The organism is Sphingorhabdus sp., assembly GCF_023910635.1.
In the GTDB taxonomy this organism is placed as follows: Bacteria; Pseudomonadota; Alphaproteobacteria; order Sphingomonadales; family Sphingomonadaceae; genus Sphingorhabdus_B.
The window spans coordinates 63,673-85,297 of record NZ_JAAVVZ010000009.1 but is presented as its reverse complement, the minus strand read 5'-3'; the positions used below and the strand labels follow the sequence as shown (position 1 = coordinate 85,297).

The 21,625-nt window shown below is 54.6% G+C and carries 21 protein-coding genes and 1 pseudogene; 13 read left to right on the top strand and 9 right to left on the bottom strand.

Going from position 1 to position 21,625, the window contains the following annotated elements; all coding sequences use genetic code 11:
* Positions 1-43: 43 nt before the first annotated feature.
* Positions 44-355 carry a septum formation initiator family protein gene (locus HEQ34_RS07520; protein WP_296199356.1) on the bottom strand — a complete coding sequence of 104 codons (312 nt, stop codon included), beginning with the start codon at positions 353-355 and terminating at the stop codon, positions 44-46.
* Between the two features lie 46 nt (positions 356-401).
* A complete protein-coding gene (gene eno, locus HEQ34_RS07515; protein WP_296199316.1) occupies positions 402-1,676 on the bottom strand; it encodes a phosphopyruvate hydratase in 1,275 nt (424 codons plus the stop codon).
* 198 nt (positions 1,677-1,874) lie between these two features.
* Between eno and HEQ34_RS07510 the strand changes: the two genes are divergently transcribed.
* Genes HEQ34_RS07510 through HEQ34_RS07490 form a run of 5 tightly spaced genes read left to right on the top strand, consistent with a single transcriptional unit; the run spans position 1,875 to position 3,870 of the window.
* On the top strand, positions 1,875-2,372 hold the full coding sequence (locus HEQ34_RS07510; RefSeq protein ID WP_296199314.1) for a hypothetical protein: 498 nt from the start codon (positions 1,875-1,877) through the stop codon (positions 2,370-2,372).
* 51 nt (positions 2,373-2,423) lie between these two features.
* Positions 2,424-2,825, top strand: a complete 402-nt coding sequence (locus HEQ34_RS07505) for a phage holin family protein (RefSeq protein ID WP_296199312.1) — start codon at positions 2,424-2,426, stop codon at positions 2,823-2,825.
* Positions 2,806-3,141: a hypothetical protein gene (locus HEQ34_RS07500; protein ID WP_296199310.1), complete on the top strand. Its 336-nt coding sequence runs from the start codon at positions 2,806-2,808 to the stop codon at positions 3,139-3,141. The genes HEQ34_RS07505 and HEQ34_RS07500 overlap by 20 nt, the downstream gene beginning before the upstream one ends.
* A 14-nt stretch (positions 3,142-3,155) precedes the next feature.
* Entirely contained in the window at positions 3,156-3,641 is a 486-nt protein-coding gene (locus HEQ34_RS07495; protein ID WP_296199308.1) for a hypothetical protein, read from the top strand.
* Between the two features lie 10 nt (positions 3,642-3,651).
* Positions 3,652-3,870, top strand: a complete 219-nt coding sequence (locus tag HEQ34_RS07490; protein WP_296199307.1) for a DUF4170 domain-containing protein — start codon at positions 3,652-3,654, stop codon at positions 3,868-3,870.
* 198 nt (positions 3,871-4,068) lie between these two features.
* On the opposite strand, the gene HEQ34_RS07485 is transcribed toward HEQ34_RS07490, so the two are convergent.
* From HEQ34_RS07485 to carB, 3 genes are all read right to left on the bottom strand, one after another.
* On the bottom strand, positions 4,069-4,731 hold the full coding sequence (locus HEQ34_RS07485) for a rhomboid family intramembrane serine protease (RefSeq protein ID WP_296199305.1): 663 nt from the start codon (positions 4,729-4,731) through the stop codon (positions 4,069-4,071).
* A 42-nt stretch (positions 4,732-4,773) separates the two neighbouring features.
* The gene (gene greA, locus HEQ34_RS07480; RefSeq protein ID WP_296199303.1) at positions 4,774-5,250 is read right to left on the bottom strand and encodes a transcription elongation factor GreA; all 477 of its coding nucleotides are present in this window, start codon (positions 5,248-5,250) and stop codon (positions 4,774-4,776) included.
* Positions 5,251-5,348: 98 nt separating this feature from the next.
* A complete protein-coding gene (gene carB, locus HEQ34_RS07475; RefSeq protein WP_296199301.1) occupies positions 5,349-8,669 on the bottom strand; it encodes a carbamoyl-phosphate synthase large subunit in 3,321 nt (1,106 codons plus the stop codon).
* A 79-nt stretch (positions 8,670-8,748) separates the two neighbouring features.
* On the opposite strand from carB, the pseudogene HEQ34_RS07470 reads away from it, so the two are divergent.
* A pseudogene (locus HEQ34_RS07470) lies at positions 8,749-9,108 on the top strand (DUF559 domain-containing protein).
* A gap of 176 nt (positions 9,109-9,284) precedes the next feature.
* On the opposite strand, the gene HEQ34_RS07465 reads toward HEQ34_RS07470, so the two are convergent.
* Complete coding sequence (locus tag HEQ34_RS07465) at positions 9,285-9,734, bottom strand: hypothetical protein (protein WP_296199299.1); 450 nt, start codon at positions 9,732-9,734, stop codon at positions 9,285-9,287.
* Positions 9,731-11,065 carry a carbamoyl phosphate synthase small subunit gene (locus HEQ34_RS07460; RefSeq protein WP_296199297.1) on the bottom strand — a complete coding sequence of 445 codons (1,335 nt, stop codon included), beginning with the start codon at positions 11,063-11,065 and terminating at the stop codon, positions 9,731-9,733. The genes HEQ34_RS07465 and HEQ34_RS07460 overlap by 4 nt, the downstream gene beginning before the upstream one ends.
* Positions 11,066-11,355: 290 nt before the next feature.
* Between HEQ34_RS07460 and HEQ34_RS07455 the strand changes: the two genes are divergently transcribed.
* From HEQ34_RS07455 to HEQ34_RS07430, 6 genes are all read left to right on the top strand, one after another.
* The gene (locus tag HEQ34_RS07455) at positions 11,356-11,808 is read left to right on the top strand and encodes a GatB/YqeY domain-containing protein (protein ID WP_296199295.1); all 453 of its coding nucleotides are present in this window, start codon (positions 11,356-11,358) and stop codon (positions 11,806-11,808) included.
* 51 nt (positions 11,809-11,859) lie between these two features.
* The gene (locus tag HEQ34_RS07450; RefSeq protein ID WP_296199293.1) at positions 11,860-12,258 is read left to right on the top strand and encodes a DUF559 domain-containing protein; all 399 of its coding nucleotides are present in this window, start codon (positions 11,860-11,862) and stop codon (positions 12,256-12,258) included.
* Positions 12,259-12,346: 88 nt separating this feature from the next.
* Positions 12,347-14,212 (top strand): DNA primase, encoded by a 1,866-nt coding sequence (gene dnaG, locus HEQ34_RS07445; RefSeq protein WP_296199292.1) that lies wholly within the window; start codon positions 12,347-12,349, stop codon positions 14,210-14,212.
* Between the two features lie 18 nt (positions 14,213-14,230).
* Positions 14,231-16,270, top strand: a complete 2,040-nt coding sequence (gene rpoD / locus HEQ34_RS07440; RefSeq protein WP_296199290.1) for an RNA polymerase sigma factor RpoD — start codon at positions 14,231-14,233, stop codon at positions 16,268-16,270.
* Between the two features lie 173 nt (positions 16,271-16,443).
* Positions 16,444-17,289, top strand: coding sequence for a MoxR family ATPase (locus HEQ34_RS07435; RefSeq protein ID WP_296199288.1), 846 nt, complete (start codon positions 16,444-16,446; stop codon positions 17,287-17,289).
* 81 nt (positions 17,290-17,370) lie between these two features.
* Positions 17,371-18,555, top strand: a complete 1,185-nt coding sequence (locus HEQ34_RS07430; RefSeq protein ID WP_296199286.1) for a VWA domain-containing protein — start codon at positions 17,371-17,373, stop codon at positions 18,553-18,555.
* On the opposite strand, the gene HEQ34_RS07425 is transcribed toward HEQ34_RS07430, so the two are convergent.
* Both HEQ34_RS07425 and HEQ34_RS07420 read right to left on the bottom strand, forming a co-directional pair.
* Positions 18,552-19,751: a DUF1343 domain-containing protein gene (locus HEQ34_RS07425; RefSeq protein ID WP_296199284.1), complete on the bottom strand. Its 1,200-nt coding sequence runs from the start codon at positions 19,749-19,751 to the stop codon at positions 18,552-18,554. The two genes, HEQ34_RS07430 and HEQ34_RS07425, sit on opposite strands and share 4 nt — an antisense overlap.
* The gene (locus HEQ34_RS07420; protein ID WP_296199282.1) at positions 19,748-20,308 is read right to left on the bottom strand and encodes a DOMON-like domain-containing protein; all 561 of its coding nucleotides are present in this window, start codon (positions 20,306-20,308) and stop codon (positions 19,748-19,750) included. The genes HEQ34_RS07425 and HEQ34_RS07420 overlap by 4 nt, the downstream gene beginning before the upstream one ends.
* 32 nt (positions 20,309-20,340) lie before the next feature.
* Here HEQ34_RS07420 and tyrS point away from each other — a divergent pair, with 32 nt between their 5' ends.
* The gene (gene tyrS, locus HEQ34_RS07415) at positions 20,341-21,567 is read left to right on the top strand and encodes a tyrosine--tRNA ligase (RefSeq protein WP_296199280.1); all 1,227 of its coding nucleotides are present in this window, start codon (positions 20,341-20,343) and stop codon (positions 21,565-21,567) included.
* Positions 21,568-21,625: the final 58 nt, after the last annotated feature.

The following is a 21,625-nucleotide window of genomic DNA, read 5'->3' as shown; positions in this document are numbered from 1 at the left end:
CGACGGAAATTCCTGCATAGCTATTCATTTGACGGCCAGCGCCTTAATTTAACGGAACAACAACCTCGTCAGGGGCAACTACGTTCAATTCTTTGCGCATGAGTTCGCCCGCAAGGTCCGGGTCGACATTGTCCCGGTCCAGCAAGATCTGCCGATTTCTTAGAGCGTCCCGTTCTTTCTGCAACTTTGCCAGCTCAACTTTACGTGCACTCAAAGCCGAGCGATAGTCGGTCCAGGCGATGATTCCCGTCGGCCCCAGCAACGCGTAAGAGGCGATTCCGAGCAGAGCCAGAAGCCCCAAAGCAGGCCCAACTACTGACTTCATATATTCCGGTTTTTTATTGCCTCGGGCCATGTTCACACAGAATCATATTTTACACGAGTTGGCAAGGATATCACGGTCAGCGGAAAATACTCCGACCGGCATATATGGCAGATGCACCCAGCTCCTCTTCGATGCGGATGAGCTGGTTATACTTGGCCAACCGGTCCGACCGCGCGAGACTTCCGGTTTTGATCTGACCGCAATTGGTTGCCACGGCCAGGTCGGCAATTGTTGCGTCCTCGGTCTCGCCCGAACGGTGCGACATAACGGCCGTGTAGGACGCACGGTGGGCCATAGAAACGGCGGCCAGCGTCTCTGTCAAAGTACCGATCTGGTTGACCTTAACCAGCAAGGAGTTTGCAAGTCCCTTGCCAATACCCATCGACAGGCGCTCCGGGTTCGTAACAAACAAATCGTCACCCACCAACTGCACCTCTGAACCAATTTTGTCGGTGATAGCCTTCCATCCTTCAAAATCGTCTTCGCTCATGCCATCCTCAATCGACAATATGGGATAGTACTTACACAAGGCAGCGAGATAGTCGGCCATTTCATGCGGCGTCAGCGAGAGCCCCTCACCCGATATTTCATATTTGCCGTTGCGAAAAAATTCGGTCGCAGCGCAGTCCAAAGCCAAGACGACATCTTCGCCTGCTTTAAATCCTGCCTTCTCCACCGACGCCATGATAAAATCCAACGCATCACGGGTTGACGCCAAATTGGGGGCAAAGCCGCCTTCGTCACCAACCGACGTTGCCAGGCCCTTTTCATGCAGGCCCTTCTTCAGTGTATGGAATATTTCTGAGCCCCAGCGGACAGCTTCCGCAATTGAACCAGCGCCGACGGGCATGACCATGAATTCCTGAAAATCAATCGGGTTGTCGGCATGCTCCCCACCATTGATGATGTTCATCATCGGCACTGGCAAAACATGCGCATTTACGCCGCCAACATAGCGGTAGAGCGGCAGGCCACGTGCATCCGCCGCCGCTTTCGCTACCGCAAGGCTTACCCCCAGAATGGCATTCGCGCCCAGGTTCGCTTTATTGTCGGTGCCATCAAGATCAATCATGACCGCATCGATATTTTCCTGCTCCTCGGCGTCCAGTTCGACCAAGGCTTCAAAAATGGGACCGTTAACCGCCTCAATCGCCTGAAGCACGCCCTTGCCCATATACTTGGACATATCGCCATCGCGCTTTTCCACGGCTTCATACGCACCTGTCGAGGCACCTGACGGGACTGCCGCACGGCCGAAACTGCCGTCCTCCAACACAACATCAACTTCAACCGTAGGGTTTCCCCGGCTGTCGAGGATTTGGCGTGCATGAATGTCGAGGATAGCAGTCATATAATGGTCCGTTTGTGCGTAGGTGGAGATATGCCAGCGCGTCTATCCATGTGATCGGGTTTTGGCAACGATGCTCCGACATATCGATTTTAAAACTAAATTTGCGGTGCTATAGTTGACTAAGGCACCCGCAATACAAATATCCGTGGGTAGCAAGACAATTTCTTTCGCCCCAGTTGTTCAAAAGGAGTCACTCTTATGGCCGAGACCGTAAAGTCCGCACCCGCCAAGAAAGCAGCTACTAAACCAGCAGCAGCCAAGCCTACTAAGGCCAAAACCGCTGCGCCAAAGGCCGTAGCAAAGGCGCAACCAGCCCAAGGCAAGACAGAAAATGTCAAATCAAAGGTTAAATCGGACATGAATGATTTTAAGGCCCAAGCTACCGACACCGTCCGCGCGGCAGCAACCAAAGGAAAGGATCGTGCCACTGAAGCGGTTGGCAGCATCAGCAAGCTTATCCGCGATAGCGCCGGCACCATCGACGATAATGTTGGCAAGCAATATGGCGACTATGCCCGCAGCGCAGCCGACATGGTTGAAGGCTTCGCTGGAAAGATGGACGCTAAGGATGTGGATGCGTTGGCAGAAGATGCACGACAATTTGTCCGCAAAAGCCCGGCCGTCGCCTTGGGCGCTGCGGCTGCAATAGGCTTTGTTTTGGCGCGTCTTGTGCGTTCGGGCGGTAAAGACGCCTGAGTAGCAACACAGGCGGCATTGCAAAATGCCGCCAATGGTCGATAAGCGGGTATGATGAAGATCGAAGAACCTCAGCTCGAAGCGTTGGAAGACCTAGCACCGCCAATTGAGCCAAGCGCGAGCGAACAGATTGCGTTGGTGATGGAGGATCTGCGTGCGATGGTGAAGGCAGAAATGCGCTATCATCGGTCGCGGCTAGATTACACGCGCCACGTATTTCGCTGGTCGTTCCGCTATGGCGCAATCGCGGCCTTCGCATTTGGCGGCGCGTCCATTGCGCTGGTGCTCGGGCTGGTCCTTACACTTTCGCCATTAATTGGCCCATTGGCGGCAACCATATTGGTCACCATAAGCTTTGTAATCATCGGCATAGTTTTCGCCGCATTGGCCCGAAGATGGATGCGGAAAGTTTACTTCCCGGAAATACAGAAAAATGTCGACGATCTTACCTGAAGAACCCGTTGTCACTGACCGTGAAAGCGTGATTTTATCCAACGCGGAGCGGCGGTATTTGCGGCGTAAGTTGAAAGACAGCTTGGCCGTCACGCGTGATGTCCTTAATCCACGCAATCAACTTCGGCGGTTCGTCGAACGTCAAACCACCCAAGCCAAGCAGATCGCAGACGAAACAGTTCAAATTGCGAAGAACAATGCCCCAATAGTTGGTGTGATAGGGGTAAGTGCCTTGTTAATTGCGACGCGCGGTCCGATTTCGCGTTGGATTTCGAGGCTGCGACACAGTAAAACCAAAACGCCCACCAGCAAATGATATAGGAACGATATATGAGCAAGATTGGCGACAGCATCAAATCCGCAGCTGATAGCGCGAAAGCAAAAACCTCACGTTCAAGCGCTGCGGCGCGTCAGAAGGCCTCGGTGGCCTTTGAAAAAGGCAAAGATGCTGCCGTGACTGGCGTAGAGCAGTCGAAGGTGATCGCACGCCAGGCAAAAGCAAAAACAATTGAGAGTGTCGATAAAAGTCCGCTGGCAATTATATTGGGCGGAATTGCCATTGGTGCGATTGTCGGCGCGCTTTTACCGCGGACCGAACGCGAGACCAAAGTGTTGGGCAAGGCGGGCAAAAAATTGAACAAAAAAGCCCGCAAAATAGCCGAAGCTGCAAAAGTTGCGGGCATGAGCCAAGTGGACACGCTTGGGCTAAATGGCGAAGCGATGCGTGCGCAATTCAGAGAGCTTGTCAGCAAGGCAGCTCTCGCAGTAAAAGCCGCAGGTCAGGCCGCTACAGAGGCGGCCAAGGAAAAAAGTTAAGGATAGTTGTTTGAGCGATACGAAATTACATCTCGTTTTCGGCGGCCGCGTTGACAACCCGCAGACGTTAAACTTTACCAACCTCGAAGATTTGGACATTATCGGTATGTTTCCCGATTATGCCAGTGCGGAGGAGGCATGGCGCGGAGCGGCCCAGCGCACGGTTGATGATGCCGAAATGAAATATGTTGTGGTGCATTTGCACAAGCTTTTGCAGCCCGAAAGCTAGGGTCAGGACAACTTAAATCCACCTTCGCGGTTTGAGGCCATACTGTTCAGTGCAAGGCGGCAAGGCGCAGGCTTAGTGGTTCTAAGTCTAGCTTTGCCAACGCGGCAATGGGCAGTATGGGTCAAATCCGAAGGACGTCTTGACGCCGCGAAGGTGGATTTAAGTGGTCCTGACCCTAATAACGGCACGCAGCGCCGATTAAGCGTGCCTATACCGCCACAATAACAAGGGCCGCGCCAGCAATAATCCGGCGATAAACCCGCCAATGTGCGACCATATTGCGATAGCGATTCCAAAGCTAGGCCCCACGAACCCAAGCGCAAGATTTAACCCAGCCCAAGCTATGGTTAAATGCAATGGCCGCGCATATTCGGCGGGGATCGGTCCCCAAGCCTTTGGTTTTTTGTTCGGAAAGAGCAGCACAAAAGTGCCAATAATACCCGAAATAGCACCGCTTGCACCAATGGCTGGCGCCATCATGTCTACAGACATCGGCCAAGCCATGAATGACGCAAACCACTCCATAGCTGCGGCAATATAAGCCGATCCGATGTAAAGCGCGAGATAGAGCCCACCGCCTAATACGCGCTCCACCATCTTACCGATAAGCAAAAGCATCAGCATGTTCATCACGACATGCGCGACACCGCCATGCAGAAACGCCGCCGATAAAGGCGTCAAAAACGCTGGCACCAAGAACGCGACATCTGAAAACGCCCCGCTACCAGTGCTTAGGCGGATCGGGAATAGCCCGCCCGATATCACCGCATATTGCCACCAAGACGGAACCAACAATATTACTGCGATCACCAAATTGATGACCACCAATGCGTTGGTAACAGGGCCACGCGGAAACTGCATATCAGGCCGTGGCCGTTTGACGCTTCCCACCGAAGCGCATGATCAGATGAACTCGATTTTCGATACGAGATAATATTTGTCGCCAGACGGCACAGTCAATTCGACCTCGTCTTCGACAACGCGTCCGATGAGGGCGCGGCCCAGGGGCGAATTATACGAAATGCGGCCCGCTTTTGCGTCTGCTTCGGTCTCGCCAACAAGTTGATAGCGCACGGGCTTATCATTTTCATCTAACAAGTTAACGGTCGCACCGAAGACGATTTTGTCGCCCGACAGGGTTGAAGGGTCGATAATCTGCGCACGACCAATCTTGTCCTCGATGTCCGAAATCGCGGCTTCAACCTGGCCCTGACGTTCCTTGGCAGCATGATATTCGGCATTTTCCGATAGATCACCATGCGCACGCGCTTCCTCGATTGCTTCCACAATCAACGGCCGTTCGTCACGAAGGCGCTTCAGGTCGGTCGTCAGCTTTTCATAGCCTTCGGCCAACATCGGATATTTCTCAAAACTCGCCATCAGGCAAAAACCCTTCGTCACAAAAATATCCCGACCGGACGCATGCTAACAACGCATCCGATATGCAGTTCAATTGTCGGGGAAAGATACTGCGCCTATTAATAATAGTCTTGAAGTGGCCGAACTTCAAGTTGCCGTTGTTGCAGTGCGGCAATCGCCTGCGCAACCGCAACACTTCCCGCAGCCGTAGTATATTGCGAAACCTTGCCCACCAACGCGGAACGACGGATTTCTTCACTGTCTTTCAGGCTTTGCCAACCTTCGGTCGTGTTGAAAATAAGCTGAATTTCGCCATCCTTAATCTTGTCGACAATGTGCGGGCGGCCTTGTGCAACCTTGTTCACGCGCTCGACCTCTATGCCCTGCGCCAACAAATAGTCCGCAGTGCCGCCGGTCGCGCAGACGGTGAAACCGCATGCGATAACCTGACGGACGGCAGGCACGATCACCGGCTTGTCGGTATCTTTCACGGACACGAACAATTTCCCGCTCATCGGCGGTGGCATGCGCGCGCCAATTTGTGATTTGGCAAAGGCCGTCGCGAAATCACGGTCAATGCCCATGACTTCGCCCGTTGATTTCATTTCGGGCGATAGCACGGGATCAACGCCGGGGAAGCGGTCAAAGGGGAACACCGCCTCTTTCACCGCGATATAATCAATATCGAGATTGATGGGCGGCAGATCTTTCAACTTCTCACCCGCCATAACGCGCGCGGCAATCTTGGCGATGGGCGCGCCAATGGCCTTGGCGACAAACGGGACGGTGCGCGATGCACGTGGATTGACCTCAATGAGGTAAACTTCGCCCTCTTTCACCGCAAATTGGATGTTCATCAGGCCGAGCACATGCAGGTTGACCGCAAGCAATTCGGTCTGGCGGCGGATTTCCGCAATGATGTCGGCAGGTAGGCTATATGGCGGGATAGTGCACGCAGAGTCGCCGCTATGCACGCCTGCCTCTTCGATATGTTGCAGGATGCCAGCGACAACAACTTCGTCGCCATCGCACAAGGCATCGACATCAACCTCAATCGCGTCGCGCAAATAGCTGTCGATCAAAACCGGCGAGTCGCCGGAGACGATCACCGCTGTCTGAATGTAGTTTTCCAACTGCGCTTGCGTATCAACAATTTCCATCGCGCGCCCGCCAAGCACATAAGATGGCCGCATCAGCACGGGGTAACCAATGGTCTCGGCGACTTTGATTGCCTCTTCCCGGCTGCGCGCAATGCCGTTTTCGGGCTGCTTAAGCTTCAACTTGTTGATCAGCGCGGCAAAGCGTTCGCGGTCCTCGGCCAAGTCAATAGCGTCAGGCGACGTGCCCAAGATAGGAATACCCGCCGCCTCAAGCGCCTTTGCCAAATTCAACGGCGTCTGCCCGCCGAACTGGACAATGACGCCCTTCAGCGTGCCATTCTGTTGCTCGACATGCAGGATTTCCAGCACGTCCTCGGCGGTCAGCGGTTCGAAATACAGCCGATCCGATGTGTCATAATCGGTCGACACCGTTTCCGGGTTACAGTTGACCATGATCGTTTCATAGCCTGCATCCGCCAGTGCAAAGCACGCATGGACGCAGCAATAATCAAATTCGATCCCCTGCCCAATACGGTTCGGCCCGCCGCCCAAGATGACAATTTTTTCGCGGTTCGTAGGCGCGCTCTCACACTCTGGCGTGCCAAAGCTTGGCGCTTCATACGTGGAATACATATATGGCGTTTTTGCCTCAAATTCCGCAGCACATGTGTCGATACGCTTGAACACCGGACGCACGCCCAATTTGTGGCGCAGCGCGCGCACTTCGTCTTCGGTCACCGCGCCTGCCATCGCGCGGGCGGCCTGCATCGCAATGCCCGAACCCCGGCGAATGGCCGTTTCCATGCCAGGGCGCATATTGACCGATTCCACCGCAAGATAGGCAAGCCTTTTGTCGGAGAAGCCCATGGCCTTCAAACGGCGCAGCGCCTCTTGGCTATTGGGCAGTCCGTTGGTCTTGACGTCATTTTCGGCGGCGATGATTTCTTGTAGCCGTTCGAGGAACCATGGGTCGAACTTCGCGATGGCATGGATTTCTGCGACGCTCATACCCTCCCGCAGGGCTTGCGCCGCGACCAACAAGCGGTCGGGTGTTGCGCGGCTGAGTTCCGCCGATAATTCATCCTTAGATGCGCCACGCAGGGCATCGATATAATTGAAACCCGAAAGCCCAGTCTCCAACCCACGCAGCGCCTTTTGCATGCTTTCGTGAATGTTACGGCCAATCGCCATCACTTCACCCACGGACTTCATCGCCGTGGACAGCAATGGTTCGGCTCCCTTGAACTTTTCAAAGGCGAAACGCGGGATTTTGGTGACGACATAGTCAATCGTCGGTTCAAACGACGCTGGCGTTGCGCCCGTAATGTCGTTGGTAATCTCGTCGAGCGTATAGCCGACCGCCAGCTTCGCCGCGACCTTGGCGATGGGGAAGCCCGTTGCCTTTGACGCCAGCGCCGAAGAACGCGACACACGCGGGTTCATTTCGATGACGATCAAGCGGCCATCGGCTGGATTTACTGCGAACTGTACGTTCGAACCACCTGTTTCTACACCAATTTCCCGCAAACACGCGATGCTGGCGTTGCGCATGATCTGATATTCTTTATCGGTCAGCGTCAGTGCTGGCGCAACGGTGATGGAATCGCCGGTATGCACGCCCATAGGGTCAATATTTTCGATGGAGCAAATGATGATGGCGTTGTCGGCGCGGTCGCGCACGACTTCCATCTCATATTCTTTCCAACCGAGCAGCGATTCCTCAATCAACACTTCGGTCGTCGGTGAAGCATCCAACCCGCCCGTGACGATATGGATAAATTCGTCACGATTATAGGCAATCCCGCCGCCGGTACCGCCCATGGTGAAGCTGGGGCGGATGATCGATGGCAGGCCCGTGCGTTCCAGCACCTCCAACGCCTCTTCCATCGAATGCGCGATGCCCGAACGCGCCGATTCCAGCCCGATTTTGGTCATCGCGTCGCGGAACTTGATCCGGTCCTCGGCCTTATCAATCGCCTCGGCATCCGCGCCGATCATCTCGACGCCATATTTTGCCAGCGTGCCATCGTTGAACAACGCCAAAGCAACGTTTAGCGCCGTCTGCCCACCCATCGTCGGCAACACCGCGTCGGGGCGTTCTTTTTCAATGATTTTGGCGACGATTTCGGGGGTAATCGGCTCAACATAGGTCGCGTCCGCCATATCCGGATCGGTCATGATCGTCGCCGGATTGGAATTGACGAGAATGATGCGATACCCCTCCTCCCGCAGCGCCTTACACGCCTGCGTCCCCGAATAATCAAACTCGCACGCCTGCCCGATGATGATGGGGCCAGCGCCGATGATGAGGATGGATTTTATATCGGTTCTTTTAGGCATAATGTAGGTCCGGAACTTCCCTCACCCCCTTCAGGGGGAGAGGGACAGGCGCGAAGCGCCAGGGAGAGGGGGGAGTAAGATGACCAAGCGCAATATCGGCACCCGCGCGAACGCCAAAACTCTGCGAACCGAAATGACCCCGCCCGAGGCAAAGCTCTGGTCGATCCTGCGCGGTGGCAGGCTGGAGGGCATTAAATTCGTCCGCCAAATGGTCTTTGGCCCGCATTAAATCGCCGACTTCGCTGCGCGGAGCCACAGGCTTGTCATCGAACTTGATGGCGACAGCCATGCGGGGAACGAAGCCCAAGACGCCGCGCGCACCAGTTTCATGGAAAGCAAGGGCTACAAGGTTATCCGCTTCGCCAATCGCGACGTTTTTGAAAACCCCGAAGGCGTCGCGCGGATGATCTTGGCGGCGATTAATAGGGATTGGTCTTAATCCCTCACCCCCTTCAGGGGGCGAGGGACAGACCGACCAACGGGAGGTCAGGGAGAGGGGGCAGTCCCCAAAGCACACTGCCCCCTCTCCCTGCTTCGCTACGCGAAGCTCTCCCTCTCCCCCTAAAGGGGGTGAGGGAGGGATAGAATTTATGTCAGTGCGTTTGGGCATTTAAGCTACTCGCACCGAGCAACGTAGGCAGACACCTTCGGTGGCACTGGACCAGCACTATGCCGCGTGACCGTCATCAACATCGACCGAAACCCGCCTTTGTCCGTCAACAAATAAGTTTCAACCGTTCCACCTTCATACGCTACGACGATAGTAAACTCACTCCAATCGGCAGAGCGTGATAGAACGAGCGGTTTGCCGCCGAAATCTCTGACGTCAGAGGTTACCTCAAACGCATTTCGCACGATAACCGTCGCAGTTCCGTCTGGCAGAACATCAACAATAGTCCTTCCTTCAGACGTTTGGTCATCTTGCCAACGGTTGCGATCCGGATGCGCGTAGTATGCCTTGCCGTTAGAGACTCCACAATCTGCTACAATCCGAGCCATTGCTGCTTCAGTAGGTAACATCGCCAACCCAAAAAAAAGCAAGCCCGATTTAAAGTTCAAAATCATTTCATCATCCCCGCGAATTTCTCGAACAGATAATGGCTGTCCTGCGGGCCGGGTGAGGCTTCGGGGTGGTATTGTACCGAAAATGCCGGCTGGTCGGCGAGTTCGAAGCCGCAATTGCTGCCGTCGAACAGGCTGATATGCGTGGCCTTCGCGTTGGCGGGCAAGGTCGCGGCGTCCACTGCAAAGCCGTGGTTCATGCTGGTGATTTCGACCGCACCGTCGCTGAGGCGCTTGACCGGATGGTTTGCGCCGCGATGGCCCTGATGCATCTTCTCGGTCTTCGCGCCAACGGCAAGGCCAAGCATCTGATGCCCGAGGCAAATACCGAATAAAGGCTTTTTGGTCTCAAGCCATTGCTTGATGACGGGGACGGCATAAACGCCCGTTGCGGCAGGATCGCCGGGGCCGTTTGACAGGAACAGGCCATCGGGCGCGTGGGCCATGATTTCCTCAAAGCTCGCGGTGGCGCTAACGACGGTAACGTCGCAACCGACATCGACGAGGTTACGCAGGATATTGTGCTTTATGCCATAATCAATGGCGACGACGCGTGGTTTTTTGTTCCCCTCCCGCAGGCGAGTGGAGGGACCAGTCCCCCGGACTGGTCCGAGAGGCTCCACTGGGTTAGGGGTGGGCGGCGACATATCGGCAAACGCAGCGCCAGACGGAGAGACCCCACCCGGCTCGCCCTTTTGCTCTGTCCGGGGGACAGAGCTGGCGAGCCCCCCTCCCCTGAAGGAGAGGGGTGAGGCGTAACCATCACCCAACGTCCACAACCCCTGATCCCATCCGTAGGTCTGCAACGTCGTCACATCCTTGGCTAGGTCCATGCCCTCAAGCCCTGCCCAAGCCTTTGCCCGCGCCAGCATGGCAGGCACATCGAAATCACCCTTCGCCGAATGCGCAATCACGGCGTTTGGTGCACCGGCAACGCGGATAAGCCGGGTCAGCGCGCGGGTATCAACGCCCGAAATGCCGATGCGGCCATTGGCCTTCATCCATGCGTCAAAATGCTGCGTGCTGCGGAAATTGGATGGGTCCGTTACATCTTGCCGCACAATCGCGCCCAAGGTATGCGGGTTCAGCGCCTCGACATCCTCTGGGTTCGTGCCGACATTGCCAATATGCGGAAAGGTGAAGTTTATGATTTGCCCGGCGTAGGACGGGTCGGTCATCACCTCCTGATACCCCGTCATTGCGGTGTTGAAGCACACTTCACCAACCGCCTGCCCCTCGGCGCCAAAGCCCCTGCCCCAGATGACTTCCCCGGACGCCAGAACCAATACCCCCGTCGCTCCAAAAGGCGCGCGCGAAGATTTGGGGTCGGCCATGATGGGGTCGCTCCTGTTAAACAAAATACAGCAATGTCGCTAAGGCACCGCGCCTAGAGATGGTGAGCCATAGCGTCAATGCGGAAATCGAGAAAGCTGTGGAATGTTTCCTACAATGCGTTTTCCACTGTCACGCTCAACTTGTTTCAGGGTCCATTTATCCTTTCAAGCCCCGCTCATGCTGGGTAATAGACCCTGGAACGACAGTCACCGAAGGTGAAACAAGTTCAGGGTGACGGAATTTGGATGTTCGTCTAACGCATGGCATCATCAAAAATTCGGAACCAAATATGATTCGTGATACCATCAAAGCCGCCCAAATCACCGCGATGAAGGCGGGTGACAAGGACCGCTTGGCCGCACTCCGCCTGATCCTCGCCAAGATCAAAGACCGCGACATCGAACTGCGCACCGCATCGCAGCAACCCGATGATGACGCGATGGTGGTTGAGGTCATGCAGAAAATGATCAAGCAACGCCGCGAATCGATTGCTTTATATGAACAAGGCGGCCGCGCGGAACTTGCTGCGGTTGAGGCGGCGGAATTGACGATCATCAAAGATTTTCTGCCTACGCAGCTAAGCGACGCGGAAACCAGCGCGGCGATCGAGAGCATCAAAGTCGAGCTTGGCGCAGAAACCTTAAAAGATATGGGCCGCGTCATGGCCGTGCTGAAAGAGCGGCATGGCCCACAACTCGACATGAGCAAGGCCAGCGCTTTGGTAAAAGCCGCGTTGGGTTGATATTCTCCCCTCCCGCAGGCGGGAGGGGTTGGGGGTGGGCATCCAGCAACAATGGAAAGAGCATTCAACTCCAGAGACACAAGACGCGCTCGTGACCTGAGGAAACAGGGCGCGCCTGCCGAAATAAAGTTATGGCAACGCCTGTCAAAGCGCCAACTGGATGGATTTAAGTTTAGCCGCCAAATACCGATTGGGCCGTATTTCGCGGACTTTGTTTGTCGGTCAGCAAGGCTCGTTGTCGAAATTGATGGCCCTTCCCATGACGTGCAGGTTGAGTATGATTGCGACCGTACCGAGTGGATTGAAGGTCAAGGGTATCGGCTGATCGGATTTACGAATGGGGATGTGATGCAGAATTTGGAAGGGGTGCTTGTGATGATCGGTCAGGTTTTGGCCGAAATGTCGCTGCCCACCCCTAGCCCCTCCCGTTTACGGGAGGGGAACAGGTGAAATTTAATCCCATAGAAGTGATGTCGTCATTCTACTCCCCTCCCGCAGGCGGGAGGGGTCGGGGGTGGGCTTCGAGGATGAAGGCCCAATGACACTTACCCCGCAATGGCTGGATGAATTACGCGCGCGGATCACGCTTTCTGCGTTGATTGGCCGCACCGTTAAGGTCACCAAGGCTGGCCGCGAGTTTAAGGCATGCTGCCCGTTCCATAACGAAAAATCACCCAGCTTCACGATCAACGATGAAAAGGGTTTTTACCACTGCTTTGGCTGTTCCGCCCATGGCGATGCCATTCGCTGGATGACCGACCAGCGCGGCCTGTCTTTCATGGATGCCATTAAGGAACTGGCGGCGGAGGCCGGGATGGAGGTTCCCGCCGCTGATCCGAAGGCAGCTCAGCGGGCCGAGAAGGCAAACAGCCTGTATGACGTCATGACGGCAGCGCAGGCGTGGTTTGTGACGCAGTTGCTTGGCGTTGAGGGCTCCGCCGCACGGGGATATCTCAAGCAACGCGGGTTTACGGAGCAAACAATCCGCGACTTTGGTTTTGGCCTCGCGCCCGACAACCGCGCTGGCTTAAAAACCGCGCTCAAACAATTTGGCGACCAGATGTTGATTGAGGCAGGGTTGCTTATCTCGGTCGATGGCAAGGCACCCTATGACCGGTTTCGCGGGCGGCTGATGATACCGATCCGTGATCCGCGGGGCCGCGTGATTGCCTTTGGAGGCCGGATTTTAGGCGAAGGTGAGCCGAAATATCTTAACTCACCGGACACGCCTTTATTCGACAAGGGCCGTACGCTTTACAATCTCGACAAATGTTCTCCTGCTTCGCGTCAGACGGGCCGCGCAATTGTGGTTGAGGGCTATATGGACGTTATCGCCCTTGCGCAGGCTGGCTTTGCCGATGCTGTGGCACCTTTGGGCACAGCGCTGACCGAACAGCAGATACAGATGCTGTGGCGGATGACAGAAAAGCCTTCATTGTGTTTTGACGGTGATGCTGCCGGGCAAAAAGCCGCCATGCGCGCGGCTTTACGCGCACTGCCATTGTTGAAACCCGGCCATAGTCTTCAGTTTGTGACCTTGCCCGAAGGACAAGACCCAGACGACCTGGTAAAGGCATCGGGCGCCAATGCCCTCAATGTGCTTCTAGAAGCCTCTCAGCCGCTCGTAGAGAGGCTTTGGCAGGCCGAGGTGTCGGCAGCCCCCCTCAGCACGCCAGAGGACCGTGCGGGGCTTAAACAGCGTTTAGGTGCGCATATGGCAAATATCGCGGACGGAGAAATTCGTCGCCATTATGCCGATGCCTTTCGCGAGCGGTTCGACAATCTATTCGCGCCGCGACGCAGCTCTGCATTTACGCCATCTGCACCTTTTGTGCGCGGACAAAAGCGCGATTGGCGCAAGCCGCCAATTTTGCCGCCGGGCGCTGAAACCAAAAGCTTCAATGCCAAGGGTTCGGACTTTCTCATCCAAGGTATACTGGCGGCGCTGCTGCGTCATCCCGCGCTTATTGCACAACATCATGAGGCCCTGAGCGACTTCGTTCCGCCCGACCCGAATCATGCGGCATTGCTCAACGTGATGCTCAACGAATCTTTTAGCAAAGAAACGCTTGATACCGAGGGGCTAATTACCATATTGGGCGAGAAGTTGTATAATGTCGCGTCGGCACTGCTCCACAGCAACGGTAAGGTTTTTGCCTTTAACCGCGGAGAGTTCGGTACGGGAGGCGACGGATTTTCTAACGCTTCAAAAAATTTGGGTGAAGCAATCAGGCTCATGAAGCAGCGCCCTGCGCTGGAAGAAGCTCTGGAACGCGCCACGCGGTTGGCGAGTTTGGAGATGACTGAAGAGACTTTTGCCGAACAGCAAAGGTTGCGACACGAGAAAAAGGCATTTGACGATCGTATCATCGAATTTTTTCGGCGTGATGCGGATAGTTTATAAGTTTATCGGGGAATTATTTTGGCAAGTCGCGCAAATGAAAATGAAGAAGATATCGGCGAAAACGGTGATGCACCGCTGATCGACCTGAATGATGCGACCGTAAAAAAACTGCTCGCCAAGGCCAAGCGCCGGGGTTTCCTGACCTATGATGAACTAAATGCGGCCCTGCCGCAGGATCAGATGTCGTCCGAACAGATTGAAGACGTCATGTCGGCGATTAACGACATGGGCGTGCAAATTGTTGAGAATGACGAAGCCGGCGACGATAATGAGGAGGATGCCGAGGAAGAAGTCGAAACCATCGACAATATTTCCGAAAATGATCCCCGTTCGCTGACGAACACTATCAAGAAAACGGGCACTGGCGAACGCACCGATGACCCCGTCCGCATGTATTTGCGTGAAATGGGCGCAGTGGAGTTGCTGTCCCGCGAAGGCGAAATCGCTATTGCCAAGCGAATCGAGTCTGGTCGCGACACCATGATTTTGGGCCTGTGCGAGAGCCCGATCACTTTCCACGCGATCATCGACTGGTCCAATGCGCTCAATGACGGCGAAATGCAGTTGCGCGAAATTCTTGATCTGGATGCCATGCTCTCGAAAGAGCCTGCCCCTGAATCGCTGACCGAAGATGGCGAAGAAGAAGGCGATGGCGAAATCAGCGAGAAGACCGCCGGTCCTTCCTATAAAGAGGAAGACGAAGTCGAAGACGAGCCCGAAGCGGTGAGCGAAGATGATGAAGACATGACGGAGCGGCGCTCGCGTCCTGTCGAGGAAGAGGAAGAAGATAACACCCTCAGCCTCGCGCAAATGGAAGAGGCATTAAAGCCCGCTGCGCTTGAGCGTTTCGCCAAGATCACGTCGCTGTTCAAGAAATTCTCAAACATTCAGCTTGAGCGCATGCGCGCCCTGAACGCGGGGGAAGATTTTTCCACAGCTTCGGAAAACAAATATCACAAATTGCGTGAAGAACTGACCGCAGAAGTTGAAAGCGTTCAGTTCCATGCAAACAAGATCGAATATCTGGTCGATCAATTATATTCATTCAACCGTCGCCTGACGGCGTTGGGTGGTCAGATACTGCGCTTGGCGGAACGGCATAAGGTTCCGCGCAAGGCCTTCCTCGATAGCTATATGGGTCATGAGCTCGATGAGAATTGGCTCTCCGAAGTGTCAAACATCGACAAGAAATGGACGGCCTTCGCAACGAACGAAGCCGAAAGCGTCGAACGCATCCGCAGCGAAATCGCCGATATTGCCGCCAATACCGGCATGTCACTTGGCGAGTTCCGCCGTATCGTGAACATGGTGCAAAAGGGTGAGCGCGAAGCACGCATCGCGAAAAAGGAAATGGTTGAGGCGAATTTACGCCTCGTGATTTCCATTGCCAAGAAATACACCAACCGTGGTTTGCAGTTCCTCGACCTTATTCAGGAAGGCAATATCGGCCTGATGAAGGCGGTCGATAAGTTTGAATATCGCCGTGGTTATAAGTTCAGCACTTATGCGACATGGTGGATCCGTCAGGCGATCACCCGGTCGATTGCCGATCAGGCGCGGACCATCCGTATCCCTGTGCACATGATCGAAACGATCAACAAATTGGTACGCACGAGCCGCCAGTTCCTGCACGAACAAGGGCGCGAGCCTACACCCGAAGAAATGGCCGAACGCCTGTCCATGCCGCTTGAAAAAGTGCGCAAGGTGATGAAAATCGCAAAGGAACCGATCAGCCTTGAAACCCCGATTGGCGACGAAGAAGACAGCCATTTGGGTGACTTCATCGAAGACAAAAACGCAGTCATACCAGTGGATGCCGCGATTCAGGCCAATCTGAAGGAAACAGTGACTCGCGTTTTGGCATCGCTCACCCCGCGTGAAGAACGCGTATTGCGTATGCGGTTCGGCATTGGCATGAACACCGACCACACGCTTGAAGAAGTTGGGCAGCAATTCAGCGTGACGCGTGAGCGTATCCGCCAGATTGAAGCCAAAGCGTTGCGCAAGCTCAAGCACCCAAGCCGTAGCCGCAAAATGCGCAGCTTCCTCGACCAATAAAATCTCGAAAGCTGGGCCCTTTCTTACTCTCAGGATTGGGCCCGTTTTTGTGTGAGCCGATGCAATCCATGCTCTGGCGTTATGCAACCTGCTTGGTCGCGCACTATCCTGTTGCATATCCTGATTAGCCCACTTAACGAATTAATCGTTCGATTAACAAAAAGGGTTCGTCCATGCGCTTTGAAGGCACCGATAATTACGTCGCCACTGATGACTTGAAGGTCGCCGTTAATGCCGCCACCAAGTTGCGTCGGCCTTTGCTGGTCAAGGGTGAGCCAGGCACCGGCAAGACCGTGCTTGCGCAGGAAATTGCGACCGCGCTTGGTGCACCGCTCATCGAATGGAATATCAAGTCCACGACCAAGGCGCATCAGGGCCTGTATGAATATGATGCCGTTGCCCGCCTGCGCGACAGCCAATTGGGCGATGCGCGCGTGCATGACATCAAAAATTACATCAAAAAAGGCAAGTTGTGGGAGGCTTTCACCGCCCCCCAATTGCCCGTGTTGTTGATCGACGAAATCGACAAGGCCGACATCGAATTCCCCAACGATTTGTTGCAAGAACTCGATCGTATGGAATTTTTCGTTTACGAAACGCAAGAGACCATCAAAGCGGTCGAGCGCCCCATCGTCATCATCACATCCAACAATGAGAAAGAACTGCCCGACGCGTTTTTGCGCCGTTGTTTCTTCCATTATATCAAATTCCCGGATCGTACGACAATGCAGGCGATTATCGATGTCCACTTTCCCGGTATTCAAAAAATGCTGGTTTCAAAGGCAATGGACATTTTTTACGAGGTTCGTGACGTGCCAGGCCTGAAGAAAAAGCCAAGCACAAGCGAATTGCTCGACTGGCTAAAGCTGTTGTTGCATGAGGATATGCCATTGGATGTGCTTCAGTCGCGTGACCCGACCAAGGCGATCCCGCCTTTGCACGGTGCGCTGCTCAAAAATGAGCAGGACATCATGTTGTTCGAACGGCTTGCGTTCATGGCCCGCCGCCCGAACAGCTAAAATTCGTCCGCGCGTTGTATTGATGCCATCGCCGCCAAGCAGCTAAATGCATAATCGCTCACTTTATACAGGAGCCAGCCGATGTTTTTCTCATTCATGGAAGAGTTGCGGTCTGCGGGTATCTCGGCATCGCTGAAGGAGCATTTGGCGTTACTTGCTGCGCTCGACGCTGACGTGATTGGCCAAAGCCCGGAAGAGTTTTACTATCTGGCGCGCACCACTTTGGTCAAAGACGAAGCATTGCTTGATCGCTTCGACCAGGTTTTTGGCAAAGTCTTCAAAGGTATCTTCACCGAATATGGCCAAAACCCCGTTGATGTTCCCGCCGACTGGTTGAAAGCCATCGCGGAAAAATATCTGTCGCCCGAAGAAATGGCGAATATCGAAAAAATGGGTAGCTGGGACGAATTGATGGAGACGTTGAAAAAGCGTCTGGAAGAACAGGAAAAGCGTCATCAGGGTGGCAACAAATGGGTCGGCACTGGCGGCACGTCACCTTATGGCAATTCAGGTTATCACCCCGAAGGCGTTCGGATTGGTGGCGAATCCAAGCATAAGCGTGCGGTCAAAGTATGGGACAAGCGCGAGTTTCAGAATCTCGACCACACCAAAGAATTGGGTACGCGCAATATCAAAATCGCAATGCGCCGCCTCCGCCGTTTCGCGCGCGATGGTGCAGTGGAAGAGCTGGATATTGAAGGCACGATCAACGGCACCGCGCGCCAAGGCTGGCTGGACATCAAAATGCGCCCTGAACGGCGCAACGCCATTAAGGTGCTGTTGATGTTGGACGTTGGCGGATCGATGGATCCCTTCATAAAACTTTGTGAAGAGTTATTCAGTGCGGCCACTAGCGAGTTCAAAAATTTGGAGTTTTTCTATTTTCACAACTGCCCATATGAAGGCGTTTGGAAAGACAATAAGCGCCGGTTTAGCGAGCGTACGCAGATGTGGGATGTACTCCACAAATTCCCGCACGATTATAAGGTTGTGATGGTCGGCGATGCCTCCATGAGCCCTTATGAGATCACCCATCCCGGCGGTTCGGTTGAACATTTCAACGAAGAATCGGGCGCGGTGTGGATGCACCGTATCACGAGCACCTATCCTGCAACGGTTTGGCTGAACCCCGTGCCGGAAAAGCAATGGGGCTATTCGCAGTCCACCAAGATCATCAAGGAACTGGTCAACGACCGCATGTACCCGCTGACGCTAGAAGGTCTGGATGACGCTATGCGCGAGCTAAGCCGCAAGCACGGGCATTAATAGAGCAAGTGCTTCCGCCGTTCTTCGATCCAAGCTTGCTCATCTACAGAGGTTAAGGCGTCAAATGCCTCTGGTGTACTGTCGGCAGAATCAACCCATTCGCGCAGGGCTGGTCCGCCGTTGATGACGTCGATTGCGAGCTTGCCGACTTCATATTCATACGGAAAATCGCGCCACAGGTCATAATCCGGGTACAGCCGCCGGATGGCCTTGAACGCCAAAGTCTGCAACCGCCATGGCTGGAACGCCTGATGGTCATAACTTGGGCCTTCGGCATGGATATGCACGCCATGGCAAAGCTGATGCACATGTTTGTGGAATGTTGGTTCAAACCAGATTTCGCGCAAGCTGCAGCCCTTCAACCATGACGGCGCGAAGCTGTGCATTTCAGCGATGACGGCACGCGCATCAATATCAGGTGCGCCGAATATCTCGAGCGGACGCGTTGTGCCCCTGCCCTCGGACAAATTCGTGCCTTCAAGCAAAACGGTGCCCGCATAAGCCCGCGCCATGTTGATATTTGCCGCATTGGGGCTTGGGTTGATCCAAAGCCGGTCTGTCGGCCAGCCGAAGCCTGGCGCAGCGTCGGGGGCATAGCCCTCCATTGCGATGACGCGATAATCGACGTTGATTTTATAATGATCAATGAACCATTTCCCCATTTCGCCCAGCGTCAGGCCATGGCGCATGGGCATCGGCCCTGCCCCTACAAAGCTTTCCCATCCAGAACGCAGCGTGAGCCCTTCTACAGGGCGTCCAGCGGGGTTTGGGCGGTCCAGCACCCAAACCGACTTTCCATGCTCCGCAGCGGCCTCCAATATGTACAGCAACGTCGTGATAAACGTGTAAATGCGGCAACCCAAATCCTGCAGATCAATCAGAATAACATCGAAAGTCTCCAGAGAGGCGGCGGTCGGGCGGCGCACTTCGCCATACAGGCTGAACACTGGAATATTGTGCGCAGGGTCCATGAAATCCGCCGATTCCATCATATTGTCCTGCTTGTCACCGCGCAGCCCGTGTTGGGGTCCAAACGCGGCGGTGACGGTCACGTCGCCTACAGCCGCGAGTGCATCAAGCGAATGGGTGAGGTCCGCCGTAACGGAAGCGGGGTGCGCCAATAAAGCAACACGCTTGCCCTTCAAAGGAGCGCGTAGTTCAGCTTCTGCCAAAAGGCGATCAATTCCAAATTTCATGTTGCGCTTCGTGCCTCCAGTTGCAGGGCAAAGCAATCCTTATGATGGAAATCCGGCTTACCCGGGGGATGCGCCACGGCCCAATAGGAGATGTCACCACTCTTCGTGGCAATAACCGTGCTGATGCCTACCCGCAGGCCACGCTCCCGCCAAGCATCGGGTAACGCAATCGTCGCAGTCAGCGTGAGAGCGTCGGCAGCTTGCGCGACTCCGATGTTTGGAGCTTTTGTTTCCAACTCAACCATATCCGAACGATAGGCCGCAAACTGATATGCTGCCCATTGGCGCGACGGTGAAAAATTATACTCTAAATAGTTTTCATCTTCAAAATTGCCTATAAATAATTCAAAACACGTATTTTTCCAAAGACCATCAATGCGGTGCGGTGTTGATCGGGCCGGAATTTCCAGAGCGCCTGTTTCGCCAGACACGCGATAGGTCAACGTAACTTCCCCGCTCGTCCCACGCGTAATCGTGACACCGACACCCTCAATACCGCCGGCCGGCGACTGCGCGTGACAAGTCAACGGCACCTCAGTTATTGAAATATTGGCCAATGTCGAAACTCCATGCTAGGCGCGGGCGCACTATGACTGCTTATAAATCCGACCTCCTCCGCCTGCTCGATGCACGTGGCTATATTCACCAAACAACCGACGCTCCGGCGCTGGACGCATTGGCATCCAAAGAGATTGTGCCGGGCTATATAGGCTTCGACGCAACCGCGCCATCGCTTCATGTCGGCAACCTTGTCTCGATCATGCTGCTGCGACGCTTGCAGCAATCGGGCCACAAGCCGGTAGTGGTTATGGGTGGCGGAACGACGCGGATTGGTGACCCGACGGGCAAGGACGAAGTCCGCAAGATGCTCACCGATGAGACGATTGAAGCGAACATCAATTCGATCCGAACGGCTTTCGAAAAATTTCTGACATTTGGCGATGGTCCGACCGACGCGGTGATGGTCAACAATCATGACTGGCTTGGACAGTTGGGATATATCGAATTGCTACAGCAGGTTGGCACACATTTCACCATCAATCGCATGCTGACGTTCGATTCGGTGAAGCTGCGCCTTGAGCGCGAACAGCCGATGACCTTCCTCGAATTCAACTATATGATCTTGCAAGGCTATGATTTCCGTCATTTGAGCAAGACTATGGGCGTTCGCCTGCAAATGGGCGGGTCCGACCAATGGGGTAACATCATTAACGGCATGGAACTTGCCCGCCGGATGGACGGCGCAGAAGTGTTTGGCCTAACGACCCCGCTGATTACCAAGGCCGATGGTTCAAAGATGGGCAAATCGGTGTCTGGCGCGATTTGGCTGAACCGCGAACAATTGCCTGACTATGATTATTGGCAATTTTGGCGGAATACCGACGACCGCGATGTTGGCCGGTTTCTGCGCCTGTTCACAGACTTGCCGTTAGACGAGATACAACGGCTTGAGGCCCTCGGCGGTTCGGAAATCAACGCGGCCAAGATCGCCTTGGCCAATGCTGCGACCGAATTGTGCCGTGGCGCGGACGCAGCGACCCTTGCATCGGAAACCGCACGCAAGACGTTTGAAGAAGGCTCAAGCGGCGGCGATCTACCTAGCTTTGACGCTTTGGGCGACATTTCCCTCATTGATGCGTTGGTTGGCTTGGGCTTTGTCGCTTCAAAGAAAGAGGCACGCCGCATGATCCAAGGCGGCGGCGCACGCGTTGATGGCGACGCAGTTACCGCAGAAGACGCAGTCATTTCGGCTCAAGCAGCCCCTGTAAAAATCTCAGCGGGAAAGAAAAAACACGGTTTAATCAACTTCATATAACCTGCCGTTTCGTCCCAAAGGGCGGGTTTACCATTTATTCGTAACTCTGGTCCATATT

What these genes read in the sequence shown, in the direction of transcription:
- HEQ34_RS07520 (WP_296199356.1), bottom strand. Translation starts at nt 355, where the DNA reads ATGGCCCGAGGCAATAAAAAACCGGAATATATGAAGTCAGTAGTTGGG.
- eno (WP_296199316.1), bottom strand. Translation starts at nt 1,676, where the DNA reads ATGACTGCTATCCTCGACATTCATGCACGCCAAATCCTCGACAGCCGG.
- HEQ34_RS07510 (WP_296199314.1), top strand. Translation starts at nt 1,875, where the DNA reads ATGGCCGAGACCGTAAAGTCCGCACCCGCCAAGAAAGCAGCTACTAAA.
- HEQ34_RS07505 (WP_296199312.1), top strand. Translation starts at nt 2,424, where the DNA reads ATGATGAAGATCGAAGAACCTCAGCTCGAAGCGTTGGAAGACCTAGCA.
- HEQ34_RS07500 (WP_296199310.1), top strand. Translation starts at nt 2,806, where the DNA reads ATGTCGACGATCTTACCTGAAGAACCCGTTGTCACTGACCGTGAAAGC.
- HEQ34_RS07495 (WP_296199308.1), top strand. Translation starts at nt 3,156, where the DNA reads ATGAGCAAGATTGGCGACAGCATCAAATCCGCAGCTGATAGCGCGAAA.
- HEQ34_RS07485 (WP_296199305.1), bottom strand. Translation starts at nt 4,731, where the DNA reads ATGCAGTTTCCGCGTGGCCCTGTTACCAACGCATTGGTGGTCATCAAT.
- greA (WP_296199303.1), bottom strand. Translation starts at nt 5,250, where the DNA reads ATGGCGAGTTTTGAGAAATATCCGATGTTGGCCGAAGGCTATGAAAAG.
- carB (WP_296199301.1), bottom strand. Translation starts at nt 8,669, where the DNA reads ATGCCTAAAAGAACCGATATAAAATCCATCCTCATCATCGGCGCTGGC.
- HEQ34_RS07465 (WP_296199299.1), bottom strand. Translation starts at nt 9,734, where the DNA reads ATGATTTTGAACTTTAAATCGGGCTTGCTTTTTTTTGGGTTGGCGATG.
- HEQ34_RS07460 (WP_296199297.1), bottom strand. Translation starts at nt 11,065, where the DNA reads ATGGCCGACCCCAAATCTTCGCGCGCGCCTTTTGGAGCGACGGGGGTA.
- HEQ34_RS07455 (WP_296199295.1), top strand. Translation starts at nt 11,356, where the DNA reads ATGATTCGTGATACCATCAAAGCCGCCCAAATCACCGCGATGAAGGCG.
- HEQ34_RS07450 (WP_296199293.1), top strand. Translation starts at nt 11,860, where the DNA reads ATGGAAAGAGCATTCAACTCCAGAGACACAAGACGCGCTCGTGACCTG.
- dnaG (WP_296199292.1), top strand. Translation starts at nt 12,347, where the DNA reads ATGACACTTACCCCGCAATGGCTGGATGAATTACGCGCGCGGATCACG.
- HEQ34_RS07435 (WP_296199288.1), top strand. Translation starts at nt 16,444, where the DNA reads ATGCGCTTTGAAGGCACCGATAATTACGTCGCCACTGATGACTTGAAG.
- HEQ34_RS07430 (WP_296199286.1), top strand. Translation starts at nt 17,371, where the DNA reads ATGTTTTTCTCATTCATGGAAGAGTTGCGGTCTGCGGGTATCTCGGCA.
- HEQ34_RS07425 (WP_296199284.1), bottom strand. Translation starts at nt 19,751, where the DNA reads ATGAAATTTGGAATTGATCGCCTTTTGGCAGAAGCTGAACTACGCGCT.
- tyrS (WP_296199280.1), top strand. Translation starts at nt 20,341, where the DNA reads ATGACTGCTTATAAATCCGACCTCCTCCGCCTGCTCGATGCACGTGGC.